Source organism: Paractinoplanes ferrugineus (assembly GCF_016862195.1).
Taxonomy (GTDB): Bacteria; Actinomycetota; Actinomycetes; order Mycobacteriales; family Micromonosporaceae; genus Actinoplanes; species Actinoplanes ferrugineus.
Genome location: NZ_BOMM01000079.1, coordinates 1 through 26,091 on the forward strand (window position 1 = coordinate 1; position 26,091 = coordinate 26,091).

A 26,091-nucleotide genomic window follows, 5' to 3' on the forward strand; every position below is an offset into this window, starting at 1 on the left:
ATCGCCGCGGAGTTGCCGCTGCCGGCCGCGTCCAGGCACATGGAGCCGTACACCGTCAGTTGTTTGCTGGAGGTGTACGTCCACTGCTGGTTGGACTGGCGGTTGCAGTCGTACAGAGCGACCCGGGTGCCGTTGGTCTGCGAGGCGTTCGGCACGTCGATGCAGCGGCCGGACTGCGTGCCCCGGATCGCGTTCGCGCCGTTCGACGGGGCGGGCGTGGAGCCGGTCGGCGTCGGCCCGGTCGTCGGGGACGTGGGCGGCGTCGGCCCGGTCGGCGTCGGGGTGGCGGCGTTCAGCGCGTTGAGCACCGAGGTGTAGGCGGCCTTCTTGTTGCCGGAGCCGTCGAACAGCAGCGGGTTCTCGCTGGACCGCCAGGAGTCGCTGTCGCGCACTCCCCACACCGTGATGCCGATGCAGCGGGGCACGTTCATGCACGCCTGGGTCAGGCCGGCGTACTGGGACGTCGACGAGTTGGTGACGTCGACCTCGGTCAGGGCCACGTCCACGCCGGCGTTGGCGAAGTTGGTGAGCGTGGTCTGGAAGTTGCCGGGCAGCGAACTGCCACCGGTGAAGTGGGTCTGCAGGCCCACACAGTCGATCGGCACGCCCCGTGACTTGAAGTCCTTGATCATGTTGAGCACGGCCACGGTCTTGGCGTACGTCGCGTTCTCGATGTTGTAATCGTTGTAGCAGAGCTTGACCGACGGGTCGGCGGCACGCGCGGTGCGGAACGCCACCTCGATCCAGTCGTTGCCGGTGCCCTGCAGGTTGGAGCCGCGCCGGCTGCCGTCCTCGTTGTACGCCTCGTTGACCACGTCCCAGGCGGCCAGCTTGCCCTTGTAGTGGGCCATCACCCCGTTGATGTGGTCGATCATCGCCTGCCGCAGGGTGCTGCCGCTGAGGCTCTGCATCCAGCCGGGCTGCTGACCGTGCCAGGCGAGGGTGTGGCCGCGGACCCGCATGCCGCGCTGGGTCGCCCAGTTGTAGATCTGGTCGCCGGCGCTGAAGTTGAACTGGCCCCGGTTGGGCTCGGTGGCGTCCGGCTTCATCTCGTTCTCGGCCGTGATCATGTTGAACTCACGCCCGGCGATCGTCGCGTAGGTCGAGTCGCCCAGCCGGCTCGCCGCGATCGCGGTGCCGAAGTAACGGCCCGACTGGGCCGCGGCGGCACCCAGCGTGCCGGCCGCCGCCTCGGCGGACGGGACGAGGACCGCCACGCCGGCCGCCACCAGCAGACCCGTCGCGGCGGCCAACAGCAACCGGCTCGGGCCGGATCTCTTCAAGCGATTCATGACACTCCCTGATGACCTCGTGCCGGGTGGTGGCGTGCCGGTTGCCGGCGTGGGTCGCGCGGGTGTGGCGTTCTCGAGGCGGTGACCGGCCGCCCGGTGTACCCCGGCGAGCGGCGGCGTCCGATCGAGGCGGACCCAAGCCGTAAATATTCCGAAACATTACGGCAACTTTCGGCGAACGCTACTCCGGCAGATAGCAACCGGTCAATGCCTCAAGATTTCGCCTTCTGCACCGTCCGGGCTGGAAATATGGTTACGGCGACAGAGCCAACCCATAGACGTACGGCAATGGGGCTATTGACCTGTAGTTACAGCCGACGCGGCCGGGCAGCCGAAACTACCGGGTCCACCTGGAACTTCCGGATCGCTTCCGGGTCACTCGACGGTGCACGTGGCGCCGTTCAGCGAGAACGCCGCCGGACGCGGGTTGGCGCCACTGAGCGAGCCGTTGAAACCGAAGCTGACCGTCGCGCCCGGGGCCAGCGACGCGCTCCACGCCTCGCCGGTGGCGGTGACCGCCGCGCCGCTCTGGACGACCCGCGCCGACCACGCCTGGGTGACCGTCTGCCCGCCGGCGAAGGTCCAGGTCAGCGTCCACGGTGCGAGAGTCGTCGAGCCCGTGTTGGTGAGCGCGACGGTGCCGGTGAAGCCGGAACTCCAGTCGTTCGTGGTGTAACGGACCCGGCACGCCCCGGCCGGAGCCGAATCGGTCGGCGTCGGCGTCGGCGTCGGCGTCGGCGTCGGGTCCGGCTGGGTGGGCGCGTAGGTCAGCCCGAAGCCGTACGCGAACAGCGGCGTCTTGCCGTCACCGTCGTTTATCGGTTGCTGGGAGACCGACTGCATCCACGTCACCGGCAGCTTGCCGGTCGGCGCGTAGTCACCGAACAGCACGTCGGCGACCCCGGCCCCCTCGCTGCCGGGCAGCCACGCCGCGAGCAGCGCGGTCCAGTTACCGATCTCCGCGGCGACGTCCAACGGCCGGCCGGACACCAGGACGACGATCACCGGTACGCCCGCCGAGCGCAGCCGGGACAACGTGGCCAGGTCGGTGGCGTCCAGGCTCATCGAGCCGGTCCGGTCGCCCTGACCCTCGGCGTACGGCGTCTCACCGACCACCGCGATGGCCGCCCGGTAGGAGCTGTCGATGCCGCTGCCGTCCCGCTGGTAGGTGACGGTGGTGCCGCTGCCGGCCGCCGCGCGGATGCCGGCCAGGATCGACGTGCCGGGGACCGTGTTGCCACTGGCGCCCTGCCAGCTCAGCGTCCAGCCGCCGCTCTGGTTGCCGATGTCGTCGGCGCTCTTGCCGGCCACGAAGATCTTGCCGCCGGTCTTCGCCAGCGGCAGGATGCCACCGGCGTTCTTCAGCAACACCTGCGACTCGCGGACGGCCTGCCGGGCCAGGGCCCGGTGCGCGGCGCTGCCGACGGTCGAGGCGTAACTGCGATCGGCGTACGGTCGCTCGAAGAGCCCCAGCTCGAACTTCTTGGTGAGGATCCGGCGGTTGGCGTCGTCGATCCGCGACAGCGGGATCTGCCCGCTCTGCACCGCCGCCTTCAGGTAACCGACGAAGGTCTTCCAGTCGGTCGGCACCATGATCATGTCCAGGCCGGCGTTGACCCCGGCGACGACCTCGGCCTGGGTGAAACCGCTCCGGCCGTCGAGCTGGTCGATGGCGGCCCAGTCCGAGACGACGAACCCGGTGAACCCGAGCTCGCCCTTCAACAGGTCGGTGATCAGGTATTTGTTCCCGTGCAGCTTGACCCCGTCGAAGCTGCTGTAGGAGATCATCACCGAGCCGACCCCACGTCGCACCGCGGCGGCGAACGGCGGCAGGTGCACGGCCCGCAGCTCGGCCTCGCTGATCTGGGTGTCGCCCTGGTCGGTGCCGCCGGTGGTCCCGCCGTCGCCGATGAAGTGCTTGGCGGTGGCGAGCACCGAGGCGGGCCCGTCCAGCCGGGAGCCCTGCAGCCCGTCCACGATGGTGGTCATGGCCGTCGCGATCTCCGGCTTCTCGCCGAACGACTCGTAGGTGCGCCCCCACCGGTCGTTGCGGGCCACACACAGGCACGGCGCGAACGTCCAGTCCGGCCCGGCGCCGGTCACCTCCTCCGCGGTGGCCCGGCCGATCTTCTCGACCAGGGCCGGGTCGCGGGTGGCACCGAGGCCGATATTGTGCGGGAAGATCGTCGAGCCGAGCACGTTGTTGTTGCCGTGCACGGCGTCGATTCCGTACAGGATCGGGATCTGCAGTGGGGTGGCCAGCGCACCGCGCTGGTAGCCGTCGTAGAGGTCGGCCCATCCGGCCGGGGTGTTCGGCGTCGGCGCGGAGCCGCCGCCGGAGAGTACGGAACCCACGCGGTACGCGGTGATGTCGGCCGCGCTGGTGGTCCCCCGCTCGGACTGGGTCATCTGCCCGACCTTGTCGTCGAGGCTCATCCGCCCGAGCAGATCGGTGACGCGGGTGGCCACCGGCAGCGACGGGTCCAGATAGGGCAGCGCGGCGGCACGCGCCGCAACCGGTAGCCCAGCCGCCCGCGCCGCCACCGCCGGCTCGCCCGCACGAGCCTGCGCGGTCGACGGCACGGCGACGCCGAACAGGCCGGCGGCAGCCAGGGCAAGGGCGGCAGTCGCGGTTCCAGATCGCATGACGTGTCCTCACACCCGGCAGATATTGACCGCCATCGTGACATGGGAGCGCTCCCAGAGCAACCGGGGCGTGCCGTCAGCGACGATCGGGACCGCACCGCCGCCGGGTCGGCCGCCGGCAGGTCGGGCCCCGCCGCCGAATTCTCCGGTCAGCGCACGGACTTGATCCGGTACACCAGGGCCGCACCGGCCAGCGCGATCACCGACGACGCGACGTAGAGCGTGGGATACCCACCGGCGTAGGCGACGATCGGCGCGGCGATCGCCGGGGCGAGCACCTGCGGCAGCGAGTTGGCCACGTTGATCACGCCGAGGTCCTTGCCCCGGTTCAGTTCCGCCGGCAGCACCTGGGTCATCAGCGCGAAGTCCACCGAGGTGAACGCGCCGAAGCCGACGCCCAGGACCAGCGCGGCGATCGTCACGCCGATCCAGGTCGGCCAGCCGGCGAGCAGGAAACCGGCCACCGCCATGATGACGCCGGACCACGTGACGAAGGCGCGCCGGTTGCCGACCCGGTCGGACCACACGCCGGCGACCATCACGGTGATCAGGAGGGTGACGGCGTTGACACCGGTCAGAATCAGCACCGCGCCGTCGGGATCGGCCACCTTCACCTCCTCCTTGAGATAGAAGAGCAGATAGAGCAGGGCCAAGGCGTTGCCCAGGTTGATCAGGAACCGGGTGAGCCAGGCCCAGGCGAAGTCGGGGTGGCGGGCCGGGCTGATCCAGAAGCCGGCCAGGAACTCACGCCGGCTCCAGGCCGGCCGGAGCGCCGCCGGCAGCACCTGGTCGCGCCGGATCAGCAGGTACGGCACGGCGGAGACGACGACGAAGACGGCGCACGCCAGATAGCCGCCGGAGATGCCGCCGCCGGTGACCGCCAGCCCGACGCCCGCCGCCGACCCGACCGTCTGCGCCACGCCGAAGTAGCCGCCGGCCACCCCGCGCTGCGACACCGGGACCTGATCGGGGATCGCGGCGCTGAGCGCCGCGAAGGGGGCGTTCAGCGCCGTCTGCACCAGCACCCAACCGACGATCATCATGGGTACGCCGGTGGCCGTGGCGAGCAGCAACAGCCCGCCCGCGCCGACCAGAGTGCCGCCCGCGATCCACGGCAGCCGCCGGCCGTACCGGGAAACCGTACGGTCCGACAGGGCGCCCCAGAGCGGGTTCGCGATCAGCGAGAACAGCGCGCCGATCCCGGTCACCAGGGCGAGCAGGCCCTCCTTGCCGGTCGGCGCGAACAGTTCGGCCTGCTTGGCCAGCAGGATCTGCAGCGGCCCGTACCAGCCGACGAACATTCCGGTGACGGCCAGCGAGAACGCCAGGATCCAGCGGAGCGGGACGCGGTCGGTGGGTGCCTGCACCACGCCCGGCGGCGCGGCGGTCATCGGGCCGGCCCGCCGGCCGGAGCCGTCCGGTTCAGCCGGATCTGCTCGCGCAGCCAACCGAACGACGACTTGGGGGTACGCCGCTGGGTGTCGTAGTCCACGTGCACCAGGCCGAAGCGTTTGGTGTAGCCGGCCGCCCACTCGAAGTTGTCGAGCAGCGACCAGACGTAGAAGCCGCGGACGTCGACCCCGGCGTCCAGCGCGGCCCGTACGGCGTCGAGGTGCGCGGCGAGGAAGGCCACCCGGTCCGGGTCGGCGCACTGCCCGCCGGCGTCCACCACGTCGTCCACGGCACAGCCGTTCTCGCTCACCACCAGCGGCGGCAGCCGGTCGCCGTACCGGTCGCGCAGGGTCAGCAGGACCTCGGTGAGTCCTTCCGGGACGATGGCCCAGTCGAACGCGGTCACCGGGTATCCGGCCGGCGGCGCCACCTCGAGGGGGATGTCGCCGGCCACCGCGCGAACGCCGTTGACGGTGTAGTAGTTGACCCCCCAGAGGTCGACCGGGTTGGCGATGACCGCCATGTCACCGTCCCGGATCACCGGCTGCACCAGCGGCAGCGCCTCGTCCGGATAGCGGCCGAGCAGCAGTGGATCGGTGAACAGCCGGTTCTGCACGGTGTCGTAGAAGGCGGCCGCGGCGACGTCCGCCGCCGCGTCGCTCAGCGGCCGGGCCGGCGCGTAGCTGTTGATGGCCATGATCGGTGCCGGGCCGGCGGCCCGCAACGCCGCCACCGCCGAGCCGTGGGCCAGCAGCAGATGGTGTGCGACGGCACCGGACTCGGCCAGCGGCAGGCGCAGGCCGGGAGCGTGCTCACCGACCACGTGGCCCAGGACGAAGTGCTCGAACATCTCGTTGATCGCGGCCCAGGTGCCGACCCGGTCACCCAGCCGGGCCGCGACGACGGCGGCGTAGTCGGCGAACCGGTGGGCGGTGTCACGCCGGAGCCAGCCGCCCTCGTCCTGCAGCCACTGCGGGAGATCCCAGTGGAAGAGGTTCACCACCGGGGTGATCCCGCGCTCCCCCAACTCGTCGAGCAACCGGTCGTAGAAGTCCAGGCCGGCCGGGTTGGGGACGCCCGCCGCGCCGATCACCCGGGGCCAGGAGACCGACAGTCGGTAGGCATCCACCCCGAGGTCCGCGATCAGGGCCACATCCTCGCGCCACCGGTGCACGTGGTCGCAGGCCACGTCCCCGGTGCCGCCGTCCGCGATCGCGCCCGGACGGCGGCCGAACGTGTCCCAGACGGACGGCAGGCGGCCGCCCTCGGTCGTCGCACCCTCGATCTGAAAGGCCGAGGCCGCCACGCCCCAGACGAAATTCGGGGGAAAACCGGCCACTGTCCCGCTCCTCGCCAGACGATCACGCAATTGACGAGAATGATTCGCGTTCGTCGGGCGAAGCGCAATATCGCGGGGGCCGCTACTTCGTGCTGAGCGTGAAGGTCATGACGCTACGAGCCGGGATCGTCACCTTGAACGAGCCGCCCGACATCTTGATCGCGCTCTGCGCGGCCGCGTTCCGGCTTCCGTCGGTCAGCCAGTTCGAGACGTTGCCGGACGCGGCGGTGTTCGCCAGCGTGAACTGCTGGCTCACCGAGTTCGCGTTCTTGTTGACGGCGACGATGACGACGCTGGTGCCGTTGCGGTAGGCCGAGACGAACAGGTTCGACACCGGGTTGGCGGTCGCGTCGATCCGGACGAAGCCAGGGCGGACGAACCTGGAGAAGTGCGACATGACGGCGCCGCGCTTGCTGAGCTTGCCGTCCTCGCGCATCGGGCCGTAACTGCGCCGCAGGTACCACCAGACGTACGCCTGGAACTCGGCGTCGACCATCGCGCGGTGCATGTGCTCGCCGACGTCGAGCGCACCCGGCCACGCGTCACCGGAGTTGGTGTCGCTGTTCGGGTAGTACACCTCGGTCATCCAGAGTTCCTTGCCCGCGGCCTTCTGCTTGAACAGCGGGTACGGGAACTGGGAGAACTGGGTGCCGTAGAGGTGCGCCCCGATGATGTCCACGTTGGCGAGCGCCGCCGCGTCGTTGAGGATCGGGTCGGACATCGACTTCACATACTGGAAGGACTCCGGCGCCATCACCCGGGTGCCGATCGAACCGGCGTTCTCCTTCAGGAACTTCACGATCTCCGCCGACGTCCACCACGTCCACTCCGAGGCGAAGTCGGGCTCGTTCTGCACCGAGATGCTGTAGAGCGGGACGCCGTTGTTCTTCATGTACGTGGTGAAGTCGTTCAGGTGCTTCGCGTAGGCACCGTACGAGCTCGTCCGGAGTCGCTTCTGATTGGCCTTGCCGTTGCGGGTGAAGGTCTCGATCATGCTGGCGGGCGGGTTCCACGGCGTCGCGAAGACGGTCGCCCCGAGGGCGACGGCGCGCTTGGCGGTCGCCAGATCGCGCCCCCAGTCCGCCTGTTTCTCGTTCACCGGGATCCGCAGGACGGAGAAGTTGAGTTTCCCGTCGCCGGCGCCGAACGCGGTCTCCCGCTGCACGGCGGTGAGGTCACCGGCCCAGATCGCGTGGGTCATGGCGCCGAAGCCCTTGATGGTCTGCTTCGTGGCCGACGGGTTGATGTTGGCCGTCGCGGCGAAGGCATCGGAGGACACGACGACCGAGGCGGCGACCGCGGCGACCGGCACGGCCCCCGCCGTCGCCAGGAGCGTCCTGCGGCGCATCGTCTTCTTGCGGGCGGCACTGTCCGGCTCGTTCTGCTCCAACGTCATTTCTCGTCCTTCTGGAATGAACGCCGTTCTCGGCGTAGCTGCGATCGGGCATGGAACGACCGGTCCCCGCGGCGGCGCGTCACCCCGGGGACCGGTCGGGAATTCAGGAGACGATGCAGTTCTTGCCGTTCGGGCCGGTGCCGGTCTTGACCGGCTCGGCGCCGGTGTTGTTGCCGGTGTAGAGCCAGCAGGTGGGAATGCTGCCGATGTGGTTGCCCTTGAGCGTCGCGACGTCGCCGAAGTTGGTGTTGACGCCGGCGATCACCTTGCCGCTGGTGGCGGTGACGTTCTGGATGGTCACCTTGCGGGCGGCCTGGGTGGAGCAGTTGCCGCAGGAGCGGTAGAGCTTGCCGAAGTTGGAGACCTTGAAGTTCTTGATGGTCACCGAGCCGCCGGCACCGCGGTTGTCCTGGAACACCTTGTCCGACGCGCTGGCGGCGCTGCCGCCGTCGATCACGACGGTGGCGTTGTTGCCGCGGAAGGTGGCGGCGTCCTCGCCGACGTCCTGCCACACGACGTTCGTGATTTTGCAGCTACCGGCGCAGTGCACGCCGTCAGCGGCCGGGGCGCCCAGCACGACGTTCTTCAGGGTGGCGCCGGCGGCCAGGTCGAACAGCGGGTCCTGGCCCTCGGCCTGGCCACCGCTGCCGAGCTTGCCGGAGCCGATGTAGCGCTTGCCGCCGCCGTCGAAGGTGCCGGTCACCTTGATCGACGCGGTGACCTTCACGTCGGTGGCGGCGGACGCGAGGTTCACCGTCACGACGGATCCGGCCAGCGCGGCGGCCAGCACGGCGGCGCCGATGAGCACCCGTGGTCTTTTCATGGAAGGCCTTTCTTTACCACTTTCGAGCGAACAGGAACGGGAGCCGGTCAGCGCTGTCGCGGTGCGGGCCACACCGCGGCCCGGTGGCGGGACGCATTCGACATGACATTGCGCGCCATTCATGTCAATGAATTTGATTTGCAGGTTTTTTGCAGTTCGGGTGGCCCGTGGAGTGATTTCGCTGATCGGCAACCTGTAGTGGTTCGGCGGCCGGCAAAGGTTGCCCCGCGACGCGAATTTCTTTCCCGGGCAGCCACCGGGGCCGGGCGCCGCCGACCGCTGAGCGGGGATTCGGAAGTTTCGGCGACTGACGACGCGTCACGACGCCTGTATTGACAACTGCCGATATCTTGCCGAGGCTTACCCCACCGTACCGATGAGGAGAGATGTCGTGAGAACAGGAAAGGCACATCCCGGGAGACGCCCGAAACTTGCGGCGGCAGGGGCAGCGATGGTTCTCGTCGCCGGCGCGGCGGTCGTGCAATCCGCCGGCACCGCGGAAGCCGCCGCCACCACCCTGCGAGCCGCAGCCGCCCAGGCCGGCCTGTTCTTCGGCTCGGCCGCCGGGCCGGGCAAGCTGAACACCTTCTTCTCGAACGAGTTCGGCCAGCTCACCCCCGAGAACGACATGAAGCCGGACGCGATCGCCAACGCCAACGGCACGCTGCGTAACACCGGCAACGCCGACACCCTGGTCAACTTCGCCCAGTCCAACAACATGGTGGTACGCGGTCACACAATGGTCTGGTATTCCCAGGCCGGGCAGTTGCAGGGGGCGAGCCAGTCGACGCTGAACACGTACATCGGCAACGCCCTCACCCGCTGGGGCAGCCGCATCGCCTACTGGGACGTGGTCAACGAGTCGCTCGCCGACAACAACGCCGGCACCCGCCGCGGGTCCTGGCCGCACACCTTGGACCGCGACGCCAACGGCGACGGCGACTACTTCGACTCGGGCGACACCGACTACATCCGGGACTCGTTCACCCGCGCCAAGCAGGTCGTCCAGCAGAACGGGCTGAGCACGAAACTCTGCATCAACGATTACGACGTCGAGGGCCTGACGGTCAAGGGCGGCGGTCGCAACCGCAAGGCCGACGCGCTGTACGACATCGTTCGGACGTACACCCAGGGCTCGACCAAGCTGATCGACTGCGTCGGGTTCCAGAGCCACTTCAACGACAACCCCAACAGCATCATCACCGACGACCTGCAGGCGAACATCCAGCGCTTCGCCGACCTCGGTGTCGAGGTGCACCTCAGCGAGCTCGACATCGACGACGACCTCAGCAACAACGACATCGGCCAGGGACAGGCCGCCAACTACCGCAAGGTCGTCCGGGCCTGCCTGAACGTCGCGCGGTGCACCGGCATCACGGTCTGGGGCATCTCCGACAGCGAGTCGTGGCGCTCCTCCGAGCGAGGTCTGCTCTTCACCGGCTCCAACGGCAACTACCAGAAGAAGGCCGCCTACTCGGCCGTGCTGGACGAGCTCAACAAGGGTCGCGGGACCACCCCGACGAACTCACCGACGGTCTCGCCCTCCGTGTCACCGTCCGTCTCCCCGACGGTCTCGCCATCCGCCTCGCCCACCGTGTCGCCGTCGGTGCCGCCGACCGACCCGCCCAGTTCCTCCCCCGCACCGGCCGGTTGCTCGGCCTCGGTGTCGCTCAACTCCTGGAACGGCGGGTTCGTCGCCTCGGTGCGCGTCACCGCCGGCTCCGCACCGATAAACGGCTGGTCGGTCGGCCTGACCCTGCCCAGCGGTGCCTCCGTGACGAGCGCCTGGAGCGCGACGAACACCGGCACCAGCGGCGCCGTCCGGTTCGCCAACGTCAGCTACAACGGGCAGGTCGCCGCCGGCCAGTCGGTGGAGTTCGGCTTCCAGGGCACCGGCAGCGCCACCGGCCTCACCCCCACCTGCACCCCCGCCTGACCCGGCCGCACCGGCTTCCCCGCGCCCATGGACCGGCGCGGGGTTGCCGTGCGGTTGAGATCCGGTGACGCCGCTCATGTTCAGTGCGCCCGCACCGAAATCGAGAGTGTGGACACCACCGTGGGTCGCCGGCTTTTCGTCGCCTATCTGGCCTGTGCCGTTACGTTGACCGTCGCCGGGTTCATCGGGTCGGTCGGGTCAGGGCTCGGCCCCGCGCTGCGGTGGACGGCCTCGCTGATCACCGTCCTGGCCCTGGTGGCCGGGCTGGGGCTGCACCGGCCGGCCCGCAAACTCCCCTGGTTGCTGCTGCTGGCCTCGGTCGTGGCGGGCACGTCCGGGGCGGTGGTCTTCGCGTGGTACCTGAAAGCCGGTGAGCCGCCGTACCCCTCGGGTGCGGATGCCCTGTGGCTGGCTTCGCTGGGTATTCAGCTCACCGGGGTGACGCTGCTGGTCAATGGCTTCTCGTGGCGGCGCGACCCGGCCGGAATACTCGACACCATGATCGTCACCGTGGGCCTCGGCCTCGGCGTGTGGCTGCTCTTCCTCCGCGACCTGCTGGACCCGGCCATGTCACCGGCCGCTCGACTCGTCACCATCGCCTATCCGCTGGGGGACCTGCTGCTGCTGGCCACCGCGATCCGGCTCAGCATCTCCGCGGCCCGGCGCAGCCCGGCGTTCGTCATGCTCACCGCCTCGCTGGTGGTGCAGAGCTCGGCCGATTTCGTCGGGGCCTGGCAGATCTCGCAGGGGGTCAACAACCTCTCGCTGGCGCCGGCGTTCGCCCTGAGCGCGATGCTGCTGGGCGGTGCCGCCCTGCACCCGTCCATGGCGCGCTTCGCGGTGGTGAGCCAGCGACCGGGCGGGCAGGCGACTCCGCTGCGGGTGGCGCTCATCGGCTCGATGTGCCTGCTGAGCCCGGTGTTGCTGATCATCGAGGGGATCACCGGCGACGGCCGGGTCGACTGGCTGGCCGCCTCGCTGTGCTGTGTCGTGGTGTTCCTGCTGGTCATCGCGCGGATGGTGGGGCTGGTCCGAACCGTGCACCACCAAGCCGCGGAGCTCGAGGCGCTTGCCTACCTCGACAGCCTCACCGGCATCCCCAACCGCCGCGCGTGGGACGCCGAGCTGCGACGCCGCCTCGCCGTCGCCCGCCGGCACGGCGAGGTGCTGGTCGTCGGCATCATCGACATCGACCACTTCAAGTGCTACAACGACATGTTCGGCCACCCGGCCGGCGATCAGCTGCTGCGCGACGCCAGCACCGCCTGGCAGGCCCAGCTACGACCGGAAGACCTCATCGCCCGGTACGGCGGCGAGGAGTTCGGCCTGATCATGCACTGCCGCCTGCGGGACGCCGCGATCGTGATGGACCGCCTGCGCGACGCCACCCCCGAGGGGCAGACCTTCTCCGCCGGGCTGGCCCTGTGGACCGGTCAGGAATCGCCCGACCAACTGACCGCACGCGCCGACGCGGCCCTCTACGCCGCCAAGCGCGACGGCCGTGACCGCTTCACCGTGACCGGCGACCCGGGCCGTACGGACCTGGTCACCGACTTCCTCGCGGTCCACGCGGTGTCGAGCGACTAGGCGCGCTCGAGCCGGCCGAGGTCGATCTCGACGGCGAAGGGCGCGGCCAGTCTCACGACGCCCGCGAAGACTTCGCCGTCGTGATAGCGGCCGGTCGCCGGGTCGAGAACGTAGGTGTGGACCAGGGGCGCTCCGGTGGCGGCTTGCTCGACACGCCAATAGAACTGGATGCCGGCCCTGGCGTACTGATCGGCCTTGACGATCCGATCGGTCGTCTCCGACCCCGGGGAAACCACCTCGACCACCAGCAGCACGTGCTCGGGTCGCGTCGGAGTGACGTCGATGGTCTCCGCGCGGTAGACCGTCACGTCCGGACGACGGTTGTTGAGCGGCACATCCTGAAGCCGCACGTCGAAGTCGGTGTCCGCGTTCCAGTCCGGTCCCGCCGCCACGTCCAGGGCGTTCGCCAGAAGCCGGGCCAAACGGTTGTGCCGCTTGGGCGCGCTCGGACTCGCCAGGACCATCCCATCCACGATCTCGATGCCCGCACACTGCTCTTCGGTCCAGGACTCATACTGCTCGGCGGTGACCTGCTGATGCATCCAGGCCGGCGCGACCATCTCGGCAGTCATAGACACCTCCTGGACACGATCGGCTGCCGACTCAAGATACCGTGACTCCGACCGAGGTGATGAACCCGCGGGCGCCACCGTCCGTACCACCGGCCGTGAAAACGACCCCCGATCCCCTGGCCGAGCTGGCATACCTCGCCGGCCGCGGCGATCGGGACGCGCTCACCGACCTCATCCGGCTGACCCAGCGTGATCTGCTGCGCTTCCTGCTGCCGCTGACCACGCCGGCCGACGTCGAGGACCTCGCGCAGGAGACCTACCTGCGCGCGGTCGGGGCGCTGCCCCGGTTCGCCGGCCGGTCCACCGTACGGACGTGGCTGTTCTCCATCGCCCGCCGGGTCGCCGCCGACCACGTACGCCGCGCCACCCGCCGCCCGCGCACGGCACCGCTGCCGGTCGAGGAGATGAACGGCAACGCCACCCGGTTCGAGGAGCACCACGCCCTGACCGACCTGGTCCGTGGCCTGGCCGACGACCGCCGTGAGGCGTTCCTGCTGACCCAGGTCGCCGGCCTGTCCTACGCCGAGGCCGCCGAGGTCTGCGACTGCCCGATCGGCACGATCCGGTCCCGGGTGGCCCGCGCCCGCGAGGACCTGGTCGCCGCGCTGGCCGACCGCTCCGCCAAGTCGGCCTGACCGGTCCGCCGGTGCTATTCCGTGGCTGCGGCGTGGGCGAGGATGCGGCCCAGGAGCTGGGTGAGTTGGTCGCGTTCGGCCGGGGTGAGGGCTGCGGTCAGTTGCATGTTGGCTTGATCGCCGAGTTGTCTCGTCCGGTCCAGCAGCGCCGCGCCGGCCGGCGTGCTGGAGATGGCGTTCTTGCGCCGGTCGGCCTGGTCGGTGGTGCTGACGACCCAGCCGTGCCGGCGTAGGTCCCGCACGATCGCCACCATGTCCTTGGGGTCGACGCGCAGGAGCCGGGCCAGGTCGGCCTGAGAGACGGGGCCAAGTTCGGCGATGCTGGCCAGGACCGCGTGATGCATCATCCGTACGCCCTCACCGGCGAGGGCCTGCGCGACGAGCCGGTGACCGTAGGCGGCGGCGCGGCCCAGCAGCCAGCTCGGCAGCACCCGGATCCCGGCCGGCGCGTACGTCTCATCGGCCATCTCTTCTCCTGCCGAAATACCGTTGGGTTATCCCAACGGATCTCCTACCATTGGGTGGTCCCAAGGATAGGAGATGCCGATGCGAGTCATGCGTCTGCACGAATACGGCAGCTCCGCCGTGCTGCACCTCGACGAGGCACCGGAACCGGTCCCGGCTCCGGGCGAGTTGCTGCTGCGCACCGAGGCGATCGGCGTGACCCTGCCCGCGGTGCGTCAGCTGCGCGGGGAGGGTGAACAGGCGCCGCTGCCTCGAGGCCTGGGCGGCGAGGTCGCCGGGACGGTGCTCGCCGTCGGCGCGCAGGTCACCGGCTATCAGGTCGGTGACCGGGTCACGGCCGTCGCGTTCGCCGACGCCTACGCCGATCTCGTCACGGTGCCCACCGCCACCGCCAGCCACATCCCCGGCCACGCCGACAGCGTGCAGGCCGTCGCCCTGGTCCGCTCCGGACAGGTGGCACTCGCGACCCTGACCACCGCCAACCCACGGCCGGACGAGTCCGTCCTCGTCACCGGCGCCGCCAGCGGGGTCGGACACCTGGCGCTGCAGCTGGCGAAGATCCGGGGAGTCGGCCGGGTCGTGGCCGCCGTCGGCTCCGCGGCCAAGAAGAACTTCGTCCGAGACCTGGGCGCCGACGAAGCAGTCGGCTATGCCGACGCCGACTGGGGCACCCCCGTCGACATCGTGCTCGACGGCGTCGGTGGACCAGTGCTGCCCGCCGCGCTGGCCGCCCTCAACCCGGGCGGTCGGCTGATCTACTTCAACTCCGGCGGCGGAACCGTACCCGCCCACGCTCTCCTCGCCGGTTCCACCACCATCACCGGCATGACCATAAGACGGTTCGCAACCACCCAACCCGAGCTCTACCAGCGCCACGACCAGCTGCTCTGGCAATTGCACGCCACCGGCCGGCTGCGCCCGAGCATTCACGCCGAACTCCCGCTGACCGACGCCGCGGCCGCGTTGCGAATCATCGAAACCCGCACCAACAAGGGAAAAGTCGTCGTCCGTCCATGACCCAGGCCGCTCCACGACTCCCGCGAACCGCCACGAGCCATTCAGTCCTGCGCGCCTCACTCGGGAAACCGCGGAAAGGGGATATATTGCGTTATACCGCTCATGCCGTACATAAGTCTGGCATCAGGGTCTGGGTGCGGCCTGCGGCCGCGCCGCATCGATGCCGGAGGATTCCATGCGACGCCGCGTCTTTCTGCAGTCCGCCGCCACCGCGGCCGTGCTCGGCTCGTTCGAGTTCGCCGGCTTCGCGCTCGCGGCCGGGCGCGACCCGGAGGATAAGCTGATCGGGGTGTGGACTGGAGAGCATGGCGGTTACCCGGCTTTCGACCAGGTGAGCCCGACCTCGATCAAAGCGGCGCTCGAGAAGGGTATGCAGCTCAGCAGGGCCGAGATCGCCGAGATCGCCGGCTCGGCCGAGGCGCCGACCTTCGCCAACACCATCGCCGCGCTGGAGGACAGCGGCCGCGCTCTCGACCGGGCGCAACGCTTCTTCGACATCTTCACCTCGACGATGAACGACCAGGCGATGCAGGACCTGGAGACCGAGATGTCGCCGGTCCTGTCGGCGGTCAAGGACGACGTCATTCAGAATGCCCAGCTTTTCGCCCGGATCAAGGCGGTCCACGACAGCCGGGCCACCGCCGGCCTGTCGCCGGAGCAGAAGCGTCTCGTCGAGAACTACTACCGGAACTTCACTCGGCAGGGCGCGGCGCTCGACGACGCCGATCAGGCCACGCTGAAGGACCTCAATCAGAAGCTGGCCTCGCTCTACACCAAGTTCGGTCAGAACGAGCTCGCCGACGAGGAGAACTACCGGCTCACCCTCGAGACCGAGGCGGATCTCGAGGGCCTGCCCCCATCGCTGCGCGAGGCGGCCGCCGCGACGGCCGAGGCACACGGGGCCAAGGGCAAGTGGGTCTTCACCAACACGCGTTCCTCGATGGAACCGTTCCTCGCCTATTCCGCCAGGCGTGACTTGCGGGAAAAGGGCTGGCGCATGTGGATCATGCGCGGGGACAACGGCACAGCCACCGACAACAAGGCCGTGATCAGCGAGATTCTCCAGCTGCGCACCCGGCGGGCCCGGCTGCTCGGTTTCCCGACGCACGCCGACTGGGCCGTCGAGAACAACATGGCGAAGACCCCGCAGGCCGCCATGGACCTGCTGATGAAGCTCTGGAGCCCGGCCCTGCGGCGCGCCCAGGAGGAGATCGCCGACATGCAGGCGATCGCCGACAAAGAGGGCGCCGGCCTCACGATCGAGGCCTGGGACCACCGGTTCTACGCGGAGAAGGTGCGCAAGGCGACGTACGACCTCGACCAGAACGAGGTGAAGACCTACCTCCGGCTCGACAACGTGCGCGACGGCATGTTCTGGGCCGCCGAACAGCTTTACGGCCTGCGGTTCACCGAGCTCGACGGGCTGCCGGTCTACCACGAGGACGTGTCGGTCCACGAGGTCACGCGCGACGGCAAGCGCGTCGGCCTGTGGTATTTCGACCCCTACGCCCGGCCCGGCAAGAGTTCCGGTGCGTGGATGAACGAATACCGCACCCAGGAACGGTTCAAGGACGACGTCACCCCGATCGTCTCCAACAACGCGAACTTCGTGAAGTCGGGTTCCGGGCCCGTCCTGATCTCGTGGGACGACGCCGTGACCATGTTCCACGAGTTCGGCCACGCCCTGCACGGCCTCAACTCGAACGTCACCTATCCGGGCGTCGCCGGAACCTCGGTCAAGCGCGACTTCGTCGAGTTCCCCAGCCAGATCAACGAGCACTGGTTCCCGACACCGGAGGTGCTCGATCGATTCGCCCGGCACGTCGACACCGGCAAGCCGATGCCCGCCGAACTGTTCGCCAAGATCCAAAAATCCCGGAAGTTCAACCAGGGCTTCAGTACGGTCGAATTCCTCGCGTCGGCGATCTACGACATGCGGATCCACCTGGCCGCGACGCCGGACGGCACGATCGATCCCGGCGCCTTCGAGAAGAGCTGCATGGCCGAGATCGGTCTGCCGAAAGAGATCGTCATGCGGCACCGCCCGACCCAGTTCGGGCACATCTTCTCGGGCGACGGATATTCGGCCGGCTACTACGTCTATCTCTGGGCCGACGCGCTGACCGCCGACGCGTGGGAGCTGTTCGAGCAGAACGGTGTCTGGGACCCGGCCACCGCCAAGGCGTTCCTCGACGACATCCTGTCGGTCGGCGATGCCGTCGCCCCGGACGAGGCCTTCCGCCGGTTCCGTGGCCGCGACGTCGACACCGAGGCGCTGATGCGGTTGCGCGGCTTCGCCTGACCGTTCCCGGTCACCGCACCTGTAGAGCGGCGAGCACAACGTCGTCCACCAGCGAGACGAAGAAGTCACGCCGGACAGGCCCGCGGCCCGCGGCCAGGTGGTGCGTGCTCATCGCCGGGATGACCTCGGCCAGGACGGGAACGCTCGCGACCAGACGCGCGGCGATCTCGCCCCGGTCGACGGCGCGGAGCAGCAGGCGCCGATAGACCTCGACGTACGGCTCGGTGACCTCCGAGCGGACGACCTCGGCCAGCCGTTCCGAGCCGCGCGTGGCCGAGGACAGGCCGGCGAAGATCGCAAGCCGCCGGTCGGGGCCGCCGAGCCAGGGCGAGTCGAGGACCGCGAGCAGATCCGCTCGCACGGAGCCGAGATCCGGCAACCGCTCGGCCTCCGGCGGGCGGCCGGCGGCCCGCACAGCGGCGAGGACAAGGTCTTCCTTCGTCGGCCATCGACGGTAGAGCGTGGTCTTGGCTTTGCCGGTGCGGGCGGCCACCTCGTCCAGGGTGACCCGTTCGTAGTCCCGCTCGGCCAGCAGATCGAGCGTGACCGCCAGGATCCGGTCATCGCTCGAATGGTCGTACGGACGACCGGTCCGACGGGGTGAGATCTCCACCCACCGGAGGTTAGGACATGCGCCGTGACTTTCGCTACTCCGCAGTATCGCATTACGATACCGCCGAGTAGCGTAACGGTCTTGGGCTGCCTCGCTGGCCGGTGCCCGCCTGGTGCTGGCCGCCCGGCGCGAGGATCGCATCCGCGGCCTGGCCGACGAGCTCGGCCGGGCGATCGCGGTGCGCTGCGATGTCACCGATCAGGCTCAGACGGACGCGTTGGTGCGCGCTGCCCTGGAAGCGTTCGGGCGGATCGACGTCCTGGTCAACAACGCCGGTCAGGGCCTGCAGGCGGAGGTCGAACAGATCTCGCTGGACGACTTGCGGGCCGTGCTCGAACTCAACCTCGTGGCCCCGCTCGCGATGATGCAGGCGGTACTGCCGTCGATGCGTCGCCAAGGCACCGGCGCCATCATCAACGTCAGCTCCGGCACGACGTTCGCGGATGTCCCCGGAACCGGCGGCTACGTCGCCTCCAAGATCGCGCTCGAGCGGCTGTCCGCCATCGCCCGCAACGAGCTGGCCGGCACCGGGATCGTGGTGTCGACGATCATCCCGTTCGCCACCAGCACCGAGTTCCTCACCTCGATCCGGGCCGGCCGCGCGGACGCCGAGGCGATGACGGCCGGCGCCGTCTTCGACCCACCCGAGCAGGTCACCACCGCGATCCTCGACCTGATCCGCAGCGGTGCCCCCCGAGCGGACCTGGTCCCGGCCGCCTACGGCGGCACCCGAACCTCCACGCCGACCCTCTGACCCACCCCGGCCGCCCGGCCTGCTCGCGGCCACCCGGCCGGCTCGCGGCCACCTGACCCGGCCCGGCGACCTGCCCCGACGCCGGCCACCTGCACGGTCCGGCCGCCCGGGACCTGGCACGGCCCCCTGATCCGGCCGGGCCGGCGGAGCCAGCGCGACCGGCAGACCCGGCCCGGGTGCGACGGACCCGGCCCGGCGCGAGTGGGTCAGGCCAAGGGCGACCCGACGAGCAGGTGGATGGCCGCGGCGGTGTCCGGGAAATCGGTCAGGAGCGCCGCCGGGCCGGCGGTGGCGGGCTCCGGCAGCGGCCATTCGCCGGGGCAGCCGAGCAGGTCGGCGACCGCGTCGGTGGTCGCCGGATGTTCGGCCAGGAAGGCGAACGCTCCGCTCGTGGGCGCGACCCGGGCGGCGGTCGGCGACGTGCCGCGGGCGTTCCACGGCGCGGTCCAGTCGTCCAGCGCGGCCAGCGAGCCGGGGAAGGTCCGGCCCGCCTCCCGGGTCAGGACCGGGACCAGCTCGGCGGCCTGGGCGCGCAGCGTGGTGATCAGGTTGGGCAGCCAGGGCAACAGCACCGGATCGGGGAGGCGGGCGAACGCCGTCGACAACGTCTCGACCACGAACGGCGCAAGGCGCGGCACCGGCTCGAGCGCCTGCACGAACCCGCTCACGTACTGCGGGAACGCCGGCACGACAAGCGGATTGGCCAGCAACTCCCCGACCCGGGTGCGCAGCTCGGGCAACGGCATGGAGCCCAGCTGATGCTCGGCCGCCCACAGCAGGGCCACCTTGGCCGGTGACTCGGGGTGCGACTGCCGGACCGCCAACTCCAACTGGGCGCGGTCGCACCCGAACGACAGGGCCAGGCTCTCCATGCTGAACAGGAAGCCGAGCATCGCGCCGACCTGTCGCACGCCCGCCTCGCCGTCGACGAACGCGGTGGGCAACATGGTGCAGTAATGCGCGTAACCCTCGGTGACGAACCGCCGGCACCATCCCGGGAGCGCCGGCGCCGTGCTGCGGTAATGCGCCAGCAGCCGCCGGATGCGACGCAGCACGACCGGGGCGTCGTCGACGGTGCGCTCGGCCGCCAGCAACTCGACCGCCCGGTTGCCCAGTTCGTCGGTCAGCCGTGGACTTGCCAGGAACAGCAGGGAGTCCTCGACCGCCTTGAGCGCCACCGCGGCGGTCGCCTTCGGGTCCCAGGCGGCCCGGCGCAGGCGCTGCTCCAGGACCTGTTCGACGGTCACACCCTCGTAGCCGAGCTCGATCACGGTTCGCTGGTGGCGACCGAGGTCGAGGTCCCAGCTCTCCTGCACGTGTTTCTCGCCCAGCCGGCGGGAGCCGATCACCGGGCGTACGGCGTGGTCGGGCAGGAGATAGCGCAGCACCCAGAGCAGCTGGGAGCAGGCGGCCAGCTCCGGTTTCGCGGCCAGGTCGAGCAGCGCGCGCTGGATGGTCCGTTGCTCCAGGTTGAGCCCGAGCGGGGCGAGCCGGTCGTAGACGTCGCGGGCCAGCGGCGGCAACGCGTCGTAGCCGACCTGGCCGACCCGGTCGCCGCCGAGCAGGATCTCGCAGAGCCGCCGCACGTCGCGACGGCCGGGGACGACGTCCTTCTCGATGCAGGTGACCGCGGCGTCGGAGAAGTCGTAAGGCGTCGGCCGGGCCCGGCCACGCATGCCGGCCAGCAGGATCGACGTCTCGAAGATCGCGATCGCATCGGCCGTGCTCGCCAGGTAACCGCTGCGCCGGGCCAGCCGGACGATGTCCACGCACCAGCCGCGCAACTCCTGCTCGTCAAGCCCGTCGAGGGTCGGCGGGCCGGACAGAAAACCGGTGAGCTGGTCGGCCGGCACCGCTTCGGCGGTCGGCGGGGGCAGCGCCTTGCGGGTCTTGCGGCCGCCTTTCTGCCCGGCCAGTTCGAAGGGGGTGAGCCGGGTCTTGGTGAGCGACTTCTGCCAGGTGGCGGCGGCGATCGAGACCGAGCCGGGGGCCAGTCCGAACTGCGCCTCGATCGCGGAGTGGCTACTGGGGATGAGGCCGTAGAGCCATTTCGTAGCCGTACGCGGGGTGATCTCGAAGTCGGGCGTACCGTCGGCCGAACCCACCTCGGCGAGCCGGCTCGCCGCGTGAAAGGCCCCGCAGACGTACAGGCAATCGGCCCGATCGACACCGGTCGCGGCGAGGTGCTGGCGGATGCGGGTCCACATGTACCGCTCGCGGTCCTCGTCGCTGTCCCACCGCGCGGTGTTCTGCGGCGCCAGGCGCCGGAACAAACTTCCGATCAAAACCATCACTTGCCGGTACGTGTCATGGTCGGCCCCGGCGAGCGGCTGCTCCACGTACTGGTCCCACCACTCCGACCAGTGCCGGACCCGCCCGTGATGAAGCAGGTGCTCCTCCAGTTCGGCGAAGCGCGGCCGCAGATCACCGATCTCGAGGCCGACCGCGTCGCCGTGCAGATCCTCCTCGGGCGTCCCCGCCGACCCGACGGGGTCGGGCTCGGCCGACATGGCGGGCTGCCACTGGAAGACGTGATCGGTGGACCGGTCGACGAGCACCAGTTCCACGCCGGGGGTCTCCAACGCGTACGCGATGGCCTGGTATTCGGCGGAGCCCCCGGTGATCGGCGCGATGACGCTCAGCGGCGCCGATTCGACCGGGAAGCCGTCCAGCTCGGACGCGAAGGCCTGCAGCGCGACCGGCAGCCGGCAGTTGCGCAGCTCGGTCAGCAACGGCGCCATGTCCTCGCACAGCTCCAGATAGATGACCTTCGGCTGCTTCTCGCGGAGCCGCCGGACCATGGCGAGGGCGGAGGCCGGCGAGTGGTGGCAGACCGGGAAGATCTCCAACGGCTCACGCAGCGCGTGGTCGACGTCGTCCACCATGCCGGCGAGGATCTCCGGCAGCGCGGCCGGGCCGTCCCCGAGCTCCTCGGCGGCCCCGAGCAACTGGTCGCGCAGAGCGTCGAACGGGCCACTCATGACAGGGTGGCGATCGCCTGGCGGCCGCCCTCCAGGAAGCCGGTCCACTCGCCGCCGTTCTCCTTGCTGCGCGGCTCGACGACGCCGTGCAGGTATTTGTTGAGGATGGCCAGGTCCTCCGGGCTGCGCCGGGCGAGCGAACCGACGAGCGAACCGGCGAGCGTCTCGGCGTCGAGGGTGGCGGCGCCGAAGAAGTTGCTGTGCAGGATCGCGTCCTCGAGCACACCGATCTGCTCGGCGGTCGACAGGGCCGACTCGAGCTTCTCGTCGTCGCTGGTGGCCGCGCCGGCCGCGGCGCGCAGGTCGGCGAAACTCTGCAACAGCACGTCGAGCAGCGTGGGCGGCACCTCGAGCTCGATGTTGTGCCGGCGCAGCAGCTCCTCGGTGCGGAACCGGACGATCTCCGCCTCGCTCTTCTTGTTGGTCACCACCGGGATGCGGACGAAGTTGAACCGCCGTTTCAACGCCGAGGACAGGTCATTGACCCCGCGGTCGCGGCTGTTGGCGGTCGCGATGATCGAGAAGCCGGGCTTGGCGAAGACGATGTTGTCGGAGTCGAGCTCGGGAATCGAGAGGTACTTCTCGGAGAGGATCGAGATCAGGGCGTCCTGGACGTCGCTGGTCGAGCGGGTCAGCTCCTCGAAGCGGCCGATCACGCCGCCTTCCATCGCGGTCATGATCGGGGACGGGATCATCGAGGCCCGGGACTGACCCTTGGCGATCACCATCGACACGTTCCACGAGTATTTGATGTGGTCCTCGGTGGTGCCGGCGGTGCCCTGCACCACGAGCGTGGAATTACGGCTGATCGCGGCGGCCAGCAGCTCGGCCAACCAGCTCTTGCCGGTGCCCGGGTCACCGATGAGCAGCAGTCCGCGGTCGGAGGCGAGGGTGACGATGGACCGCTCGACGAAGCTGCGGTCGCCGTACCACTTCTGCTCGACGTCGCGGTCGAGGCCGTCGGCGCGTTCCGAGCCGAGGATGAACAGGCGCACCATCTTGGGGCTCAGTCGCCAGGAGAACGGCTTCGGCCCGTCGTCGATCGACTCGAGCCAGTCCAGCTCGTCGGCGTACTTGATCTCGGCGGGGGCGCGGAGCATGTCACTCATGTGAGGGCCTTTCAGGCGATGAAGTTCTTGAGTTCGATGACGAGCTTGCGGATCTGACCGGAGATCACCGGGGTGCCCAGGTCCTTGAAGCGCTGCCGGAACCACGGGTTGACGCTCTGCGTGCCGGAGCTGTTGACCGAGCCGACCGGGATGAAGCGCACGCCCGAGCGGTGCACCGCCTCGATGCCGTCGAACAGCGGCTGCGACCTGTCGAACTCGTAGAAGTCGGAGATCCACACCAGGACGGTGTTCCGCGGATCGGCGATCTTGGGGCGGGCCAGCGCCATCGCGACCGGTCCGTCGTTACCGCCGCCGAGGTTGGTGCGCAGGAGCACTTCGAACGGGTCGTGCACCCACGGTGTGAGGTCGAGCGCGCGGGTGTCGTAGGCGATCAGGTGCACGTCCACCCTGGGCAGCCCGGCGAAGATCGACGCGAGGATGGTGCAGTTGACCATCGAGTCGACCATCGACCCGGACTGGTCGACCACCACGATCAGCCGGGCCGGGGTGACCCGTTTCGCGGTCTGGCGGTAGAACAGCCGGTCCACGTAGAGGCGCTCGTCCTCGGGGTTCCAGTTGGGCAGGTTCTTCCAGATCGTGCGGTCGATGTCGAGGTTGCGGAACACCCGCTTCGGCGGGATCGACCGGTCGACCGTGCCGGCGCTCGCCTGGGCCACCTGGGTGCGCAGCACCTCGGCGACCTCGTCGACGAACTGGCGGATCAGTCGCTTGGCGTTGGCGAGCGCGACCCCGTCCAGGTTGTTCTTGTCGCGCAGCAGCTGCTCGATCAGCGACATGCTGGGGGTGAGCTGCTTGGCGAGCTTGGGATCGGCGAGCACCTCCCGCAGGTGCATCCGCTTGACCAGGTCGCCCTCGAGGCCGGCCAGCACCTGCCCCTCGGGACGGCCGCGCAGCTGACCGGGCTCGTGGCCGAGCGCGCGCTCGAACCAGCCGGCGTCGGCCTGCCATCGGCCGAGCTGCCCGGCGGTGACCGCGCCGGAGCCGGTGGCGAACACGTTGAGCAGCAGTTTCGACGCGAGTGCGGCCCGGCGTACCTCGCCCTCGCGGTCGTCGTCGCCCGGCGTCATCAGGCCGTCGAGTTCGGCCGCCAGGTGCGGGAACCGCTGCACCACGTTGTCGATCGAGACGGCCGGGTCCAGCAGGGCCGCGGGCAGCCCGAGGTCGTCGACCACCGCGACGCTCGCCGACTCGAGGGCGGCCTGCTCCTCGGGGTCGAAGAGCCGGGCCAGCAGTCGCCAGTAGAGAACCTGTCGCCGGTTTTCCGCGCTCGTCATTTCCGCAGCAGCCTTCCCGCGCGCTCACGCAACACGTCGACAGCGGTGCCGGCGACGGCCTCCGTCTTGGCCGCCTTGGCGTCGGTGGGGCCGAGCGCCCAATCGCCGGTGTGCGCGGTCACCGCTTTCTTGCGGACGGTGGACCGCACCGCGATCGGCTGGACCGCCCAGCGGCCGCCGTCGAAGCGCAGCAGCCCGATGCAGGCGGTCGAGCCGGCGACCAGCTCGGGGGTGAGCGGGCCGGCCGCGGGCAGCCGATCGGTCTCGACGGCCACCGTGCCGCCGCCGAGGTCGAATGCCTCGGCGGTCGCGGTGTAGCCCTCCAGCAGCACCGGCTCGGCGATCACCGACGGGTGCCGATCCAGCGGGGCGGTGGACGTCGCGACCGCACCGGCGAGCAGCACCCGGGCGCTGACGAACGGGTCGGCCGGCTCCCCCGCCGAGGCCCGGGTCTCGTCCCAGATCAGATCGCCGCCGGCGGTGAGCGTCATCCGGGCCACCTCTAGACAGCGGTGCTCGGCCAGCCCGGCAAGCAGGATGGGGAACGCGGAGAGCATCCGCCAGGCGGCGGCGCCGCTTATCGTGTCGACCTTGGCCGCGGCCACGCTGGTGCGCACCAGCCGGACCCCGCCGGCGGTTTCGAGCAGACCGTGCACCTGGCAGCGGAACACGGTCGGGTGCTCGTGCAGGTCGGCGCCGAGGATCAGAAGCCGGCCGTCGACCAGCGTGCCGGACCCGGCAGGCCGGCCGTCGACAGGCGAGCCGGGCTCGGCGGGCCGGCCGGCCTGGGCGAGGATCAGCGCTCGCGACCAGAGGTCGGCCCACCGGCGGACCGGCACCCGCGGCAGGGTCGCGACCGGAGCGGCCGCTCGCAGTTCGGCCGCGAAGCCGTCGAGCAGCACCGCGAGCCGGCGCCGGGACGGCTCGCCGAGCAGCGCCTGCACGGCCGGGGAGCCGCCGGCGGCCAGCTCGTGGTCGACGCCACGCCACCCGGCGATAGCCAACTCACGCAGCCAGGACCGGCTGCCCGCACTCAGCTGACCGCCGCCCGCCGACGCCATGGAACCCGCCGCGCCGCCGGCCGGGGCGGGGGCCGCCGGGTGCGGCTCGCGGGTGCGGGTGAGGGCGGCGTCGAGGTCGGTGAGCAGGGCGTCGTGGGCGGCGCCTAGCAGGGCCAACCGGCAGCCGGCGAGCACGGCCAGGTGCTCGTCGGTCACCGTACCCGAAATGATCTTGCCGATGGCTTCGGTGACCCGATCGGCGAGCGGGGTCGCGGAGAAGGCCCCGACCAGCGCGTCGAGGGCGGCCGCGCGGTCGTCGTCGAGCCGGGCCAGACCGTGGACCAGAGCGTCGTCGAGGCCGTCGACCAGGGCGAACGCCTCATCGAGACCGGGCGGACGGGCGCGGAGCGCGTCGGCGAGCATCAGCGCACCACACCGGCGGCCGGGAACCACTGCAGCTCGGGCAGCGGATCGGTGCTCGGCGGCAGCTCCAGGTAGCCGAGGTGGCGCAGGAAACTGCTGAACACCTCGGGCGTGCGGCCGGGCGCGGCGACCGGGTGCAGCACCGACCAGATCTCGGTCTCCTCCTCGGGCGGCTCGACCCGCAGGTAGCGAGCGACCCGGTCGATGCCGTACTGAGCGACGGCGGCCTCGACGAGCGCCCGCAGATGATTGCAGGGGTAGGCCCCGCTGAGCCCGCCGCACGGACGGTTGTTGTTGGTGTTGCAGCTCAGACCGTGCTCCCGGGCGGTGATCGACGAGACGTAGACCCGGGAGACGTCCGACCCGCTCGACACCACCCCCTGCAGCCGGTCCTCGGCGAGCTCGACGAACGGCACCTTGGCCAGCTTGCGTGGCCGGACGGGCGCGATGACCCGGGCCGCGCCGCGCCGCTCGTAGGCGACACCCTCGCTTGTCACAACCGAACCTCCTCAC

At 70.1% G+C, this 26,091-nt stretch carries 20 protein-coding genes; 6 read left to right on the forward strand and 14 right to left on the reverse strand.

Annotation, left to right across the window (positions count from 1 at the left end; translation table 11 throughout):
* The 6 genes from Afe05nite_RS39785 to Afe05nite_RS39810 form a co-directional block, all read right to left on the reverse strand.
* Positions 1 to 1,292: glycoside hydrolase family 10 protein (locus Afe05nite_RS39785; RefSeq protein WP_203822516.1), on the reverse strand; the 1,292-nt coding region annotated here is incomplete at its 3' end.
* 375 nt (positions 1,293 to 1,667) lie between these two features.
* Positions 1,668 to 3,938, reverse strand: a complete 2,271-nt coding sequence (locus Afe05nite_RS39790; protein ID WP_203822517.1) for a glycoside hydrolase family 3 N-terminal domain-containing protein — start codon at positions 3,936 to 3,938, stop codon at positions 1,668 to 1,670.
* Between the two features lie 149 nt (positions 3,939 to 4,087).
* Positions 4,088 to 5,329 carry an MFS transporter gene (locus Afe05nite_RS39795; protein WP_203822518.1) on the reverse strand — a complete coding sequence of 414 codons (1,242 nt, stop codon included), beginning with the start codon at positions 5,327 to 5,329 and terminating at the stop codon, positions 4,088 to 4,090.
* Positions 5,326 to 6,669 carry a GH1 family beta-glucosidase gene (locus Afe05nite_RS39800; protein ID WP_203822519.1) on the reverse strand — a complete coding sequence of 448 codons (1,344 nt, stop codon included), beginning with the start codon at positions 6,667 to 6,669 and terminating at the stop codon, positions 5,326 to 5,328. The genes Afe05nite_RS39795 and Afe05nite_RS39800 overlap by 4 nt, the downstream gene beginning before the upstream one ends.
* Before the next feature lie 82 nt (positions 6,670 to 6,751).
* Positions 6,752 to 8,065: a glucuronoarabinoxylan endo-1,4-beta-xylanase XynC gene (gene xynC / locus Afe05nite_RS39805; protein ID WP_203822520.1), complete on the reverse strand. Its 1,314-nt coding sequence runs from the start codon at positions 8,063 to 8,065 to the stop codon at positions 6,752 to 6,754.
* A 103-nt stretch (positions 8,066 to 8,168) separates the two neighbouring features.
* Entirely contained in the window at positions 8,169 to 8,888 is a 720-nt protein-coding gene (locus tag Afe05nite_RS39810; protein WP_239118562.1) for a pectate lyase, read from the reverse strand.
* Between the two features lie 451 nt (positions 8,889 to 9,339).
* Between Afe05nite_RS39810 and Afe05nite_RS39815 the strand changes: the two genes are divergently transcribed.
* Complete coding sequence (locus Afe05nite_RS39815; RefSeq protein ID WP_203822522.1) at positions 9,340 to 10,824, forward strand: endo-1,4-beta-xylanase; 1,485 nt, start codon at positions 9,340 to 9,342, stop codon at positions 10,822 to 10,824.
* Between the two features lie 108 nt (positions 10,825 to 10,932).
* Positions 10,933 to 12,411: a GGDEF domain-containing protein gene (locus tag Afe05nite_RS39820; RefSeq protein ID WP_203822523.1), complete on the forward strand. Its 1,479-nt coding sequence runs from the start codon at positions 10,933 to 10,935 to the stop codon at positions 12,409 to 12,411.
* Here the strand turns inward: Afe05nite_RS39820 and Afe05nite_RS39825 are convergent.
* Positions 12,408 to 12,971, reverse strand: a complete 564-nt coding sequence (locus tag Afe05nite_RS39825) for a Uma2 family endonuclease (protein WP_239118563.1) — start codon at positions 12,969 to 12,971, stop codon at positions 12,408 to 12,410. The genes Afe05nite_RS39820 and Afe05nite_RS39825 overlap by 4 nt on opposite strands.
* A 107-nt stretch (positions 12,972 to 13,078) precedes the next feature.
* On the opposite strand from Afe05nite_RS39825, the gene Afe05nite_RS39830 reads away from it, so the two are divergent.
* Positions 13,079 to 13,618 carry a sigma-70 family RNA polymerase sigma factor gene (locus Afe05nite_RS39830; protein WP_239118564.1) on the forward strand — a complete coding sequence of 180 codons (540 nt, stop codon included), beginning with the start codon at positions 13,079 to 13,081 and terminating at the stop codon, positions 13,616 to 13,618.
* 14 nt (positions 13,619 to 13,632) lie between these two features.
* On the opposite strand, the gene Afe05nite_RS39835 is transcribed toward Afe05nite_RS39830, so the two are convergent.
* On the reverse strand, positions 13,633 to 14,085 hold the full coding sequence (locus Afe05nite_RS39835) for a MarR family winged helix-turn-helix transcriptional regulator (protein ID WP_203822525.1): 453 nt from the start codon (positions 14,083 to 14,085) through the stop codon (positions 13,633 to 13,635).
* A 79-nt stretch (positions 14,086 to 14,164) separates the two neighbouring features.
* Between Afe05nite_RS39835 and Afe05nite_RS39840 the strand changes: the two genes are divergently transcribed.
* On the forward strand, positions 14,165 to 15,100 hold the full coding sequence (locus Afe05nite_RS39840) for a quinone oxidoreductase family protein (RefSeq protein ID WP_203822526.1): 936 nt from the start codon (positions 14,165 to 14,167) through the stop codon (positions 15,098 to 15,100).
* Positions 15,101 to 15,275: 175 nt separating this feature from the next.
* The gene (locus tag Afe05nite_RS39845; RefSeq protein ID WP_203822527.1) at positions 15,276 to 17,402 is read left to right on the forward strand and encodes a M3 family metallopeptidase; all 2,127 of its coding nucleotides are present in this window, start codon (positions 15,276 to 15,278) and stop codon (positions 17,400 to 17,402) included.
* A gap of 10 nt (positions 17,403 to 17,412) precedes the next feature.
* On the opposite strand, the gene Afe05nite_RS39850 is transcribed toward Afe05nite_RS39845, so the two are convergent.
* Positions 17,413 to 18,015 carry a TetR/AcrR family transcriptional regulator gene (locus Afe05nite_RS39850; RefSeq protein WP_203822528.1) on the reverse strand — a complete coding sequence of 201 codons (603 nt, stop codon included), beginning with the start codon at positions 18,013 to 18,015 and terminating at the stop codon, positions 17,413 to 17,415.
* A gap of 109 nt (positions 18,016 to 18,124) precedes the next feature.
* Between Afe05nite_RS39850 and Afe05nite_RS39855 the strand changes: the two genes are divergently transcribed.
* Positions 18,125 to 18,769, forward strand: a complete 645-nt coding sequence (locus Afe05nite_RS39855) for an SDR family oxidoreductase (RefSeq protein ID WP_275407550.1) — start codon at positions 18,125 to 18,127, stop codon at positions 18,767 to 18,769.
* 206 nt (positions 18,770 to 18,975) lie between these two features.
* On the opposite strand, the gene Afe05nite_RS39860 is transcribed toward Afe05nite_RS39855, so the two are convergent.
* From Afe05nite_RS39860 to Afe05nite_RS39880, 5 genes are read right to left on the reverse strand one after another with little or no spacing between them, the layout of a single operon-like run.
* Complete coding sequence (locus Afe05nite_RS39860) at positions 18,976 to 21,750, reverse strand: DUF5682 family protein (protein ID WP_203822530.1); 2,775 nt, start codon at positions 21,748 to 21,750, stop codon at positions 18,976 to 18,978.
* A complete protein-coding gene (locus Afe05nite_RS39865; RefSeq protein WP_203822531.1) occupies positions 21,747 to 22,859 on the reverse strand; it encodes an ATP-binding protein in 1,113 nt (370 codons plus the stop codon). Before Afe05nite_RS39865 ends, Afe05nite_RS39860 begins: the two co-directional genes overlap by 4 nt.
* Positions 22,860 to 22,870: 11 nt before the next feature.
* The gene (locus Afe05nite_RS39870; protein WP_203822532.1) at positions 22,871 to 24,154 is read right to left on the reverse strand and encodes a VWA domain-containing protein; all 1,284 of its coding nucleotides are present in this window, start codon (positions 24,152 to 24,154) and stop codon (positions 22,871 to 22,873) included.
* Entirely contained in the window at positions 24,151 to 25,578 is a 1,428-nt protein-coding gene (locus Afe05nite_RS39875; RefSeq protein ID WP_203822533.1) for a hypothetical protein, read from the reverse strand. The genes Afe05nite_RS39870 and Afe05nite_RS39875 overlap by 4 nt, the downstream gene beginning before the upstream one ends.
* Positions 25,578 to 26,075 carry a hypothetical protein gene (locus Afe05nite_RS39880; protein ID WP_203822534.1) on the reverse strand — a complete coding sequence of 166 codons (498 nt, stop codon included), beginning with the start codon at positions 26,073 to 26,075 and terminating at the stop codon, positions 25,578 to 25,580. Before Afe05nite_RS39880 ends, Afe05nite_RS39875 begins: the two co-directional genes overlap by 1 nt.
* Positions 26,076 to 26,091: the final 16 nt, after the last annotated feature.

Excerpts from the sequence above, each read along its gene's own strand:
- Afe05nite_RS39870 (WP_203822532.1), bottom strand. The coding sequence starts at position 24,154 with ATGACGAGCGCGGAAAACCGGCGACAGGTTCTCTACTGGCGACTGCTG.
- Afe05nite_RS39845 (WP_203822527.1), top strand. The coding sequence starts at position 15,276 with ATGCGACGCCGCGTCTTTCTGCAGTCCGCCGCCACCGCGGCCGTGCTC.
- Afe05nite_RS39865 (WP_203822531.1), bottom strand. The coding sequence starts at position 22,859 with ATGAGTGACATGCTCCGCGCCCCCGCCGAGATCAAGTACGCCGACGAG.
- Afe05nite_RS39810 (WP_239118562.1), bottom strand. The coding sequence starts at position 8,888 with ATGAAAAGACCACGGGTGCTCATCGGCGCCGCCGTGCTGGCCGCCGCG.
- Afe05nite_RS39790 (WP_203822517.1), bottom strand. The coding sequence starts at position 3,938 with ATGCGATCTGGAACCGCGACTGCCGCCCTTGCCCTGGCTGCCGCCGGC.
- Afe05nite_RS39840 (WP_203822526.1), top strand. The coding sequence starts at position 14,165 with ATGCGAGTCATGCGTCTGCACGAATACGGCAGCTCCGCCGTGCTGCAC.
- xynC (WP_203822520.1), bottom strand. The coding sequence starts at position 8,065 with ATGACGTTGGAGCAGAACGAGCCGGACAGTGCCGCCCGCAAGAAGACG.
- Afe05nite_RS39875 (WP_203822533.1), bottom strand. The coding sequence starts at position 25,578 with ATGCTCGCCGACGCGCTCCGCGCCCGTCCGCCCGGTCTCGATGAGGCG.
- Afe05nite_RS39815 (WP_203822522.1), top strand. The coding sequence starts at position 9,340 with ATGGTTCTCGTCGCCGGCGCGGCGGTCGTGCAATCCGCCGGCACCGCG.
- Afe05nite_RS39795 (WP_203822518.1), bottom strand. The coding sequence starts at position 5,329 with ATGACCGCCGCGCCGCCGGGCGTGGTGCAGGCACCCACCGACCGCGTC.
- Afe05nite_RS39825 (WP_239118563.1), bottom strand. The coding sequence starts at position 12,971 with ATGGTCGCGCCGGCCTGGATGCATCAGCAGGTCACCGCCGAGCAGTAT.
- Afe05nite_RS39860 (WP_203822530.1), bottom strand. The coding sequence starts at position 21,750 with ATGAGTGGCCCGTTCGACGCTCTGCGCGACCAGTTGCTCGGGGCCGCC.
- Afe05nite_RS39835 (WP_203822525.1), bottom strand. The coding sequence starts at position 14,085 with ATGGCCGATGAGACGTACGCGCCGGCCGGGATCCGGGTGCTGCCGAGC.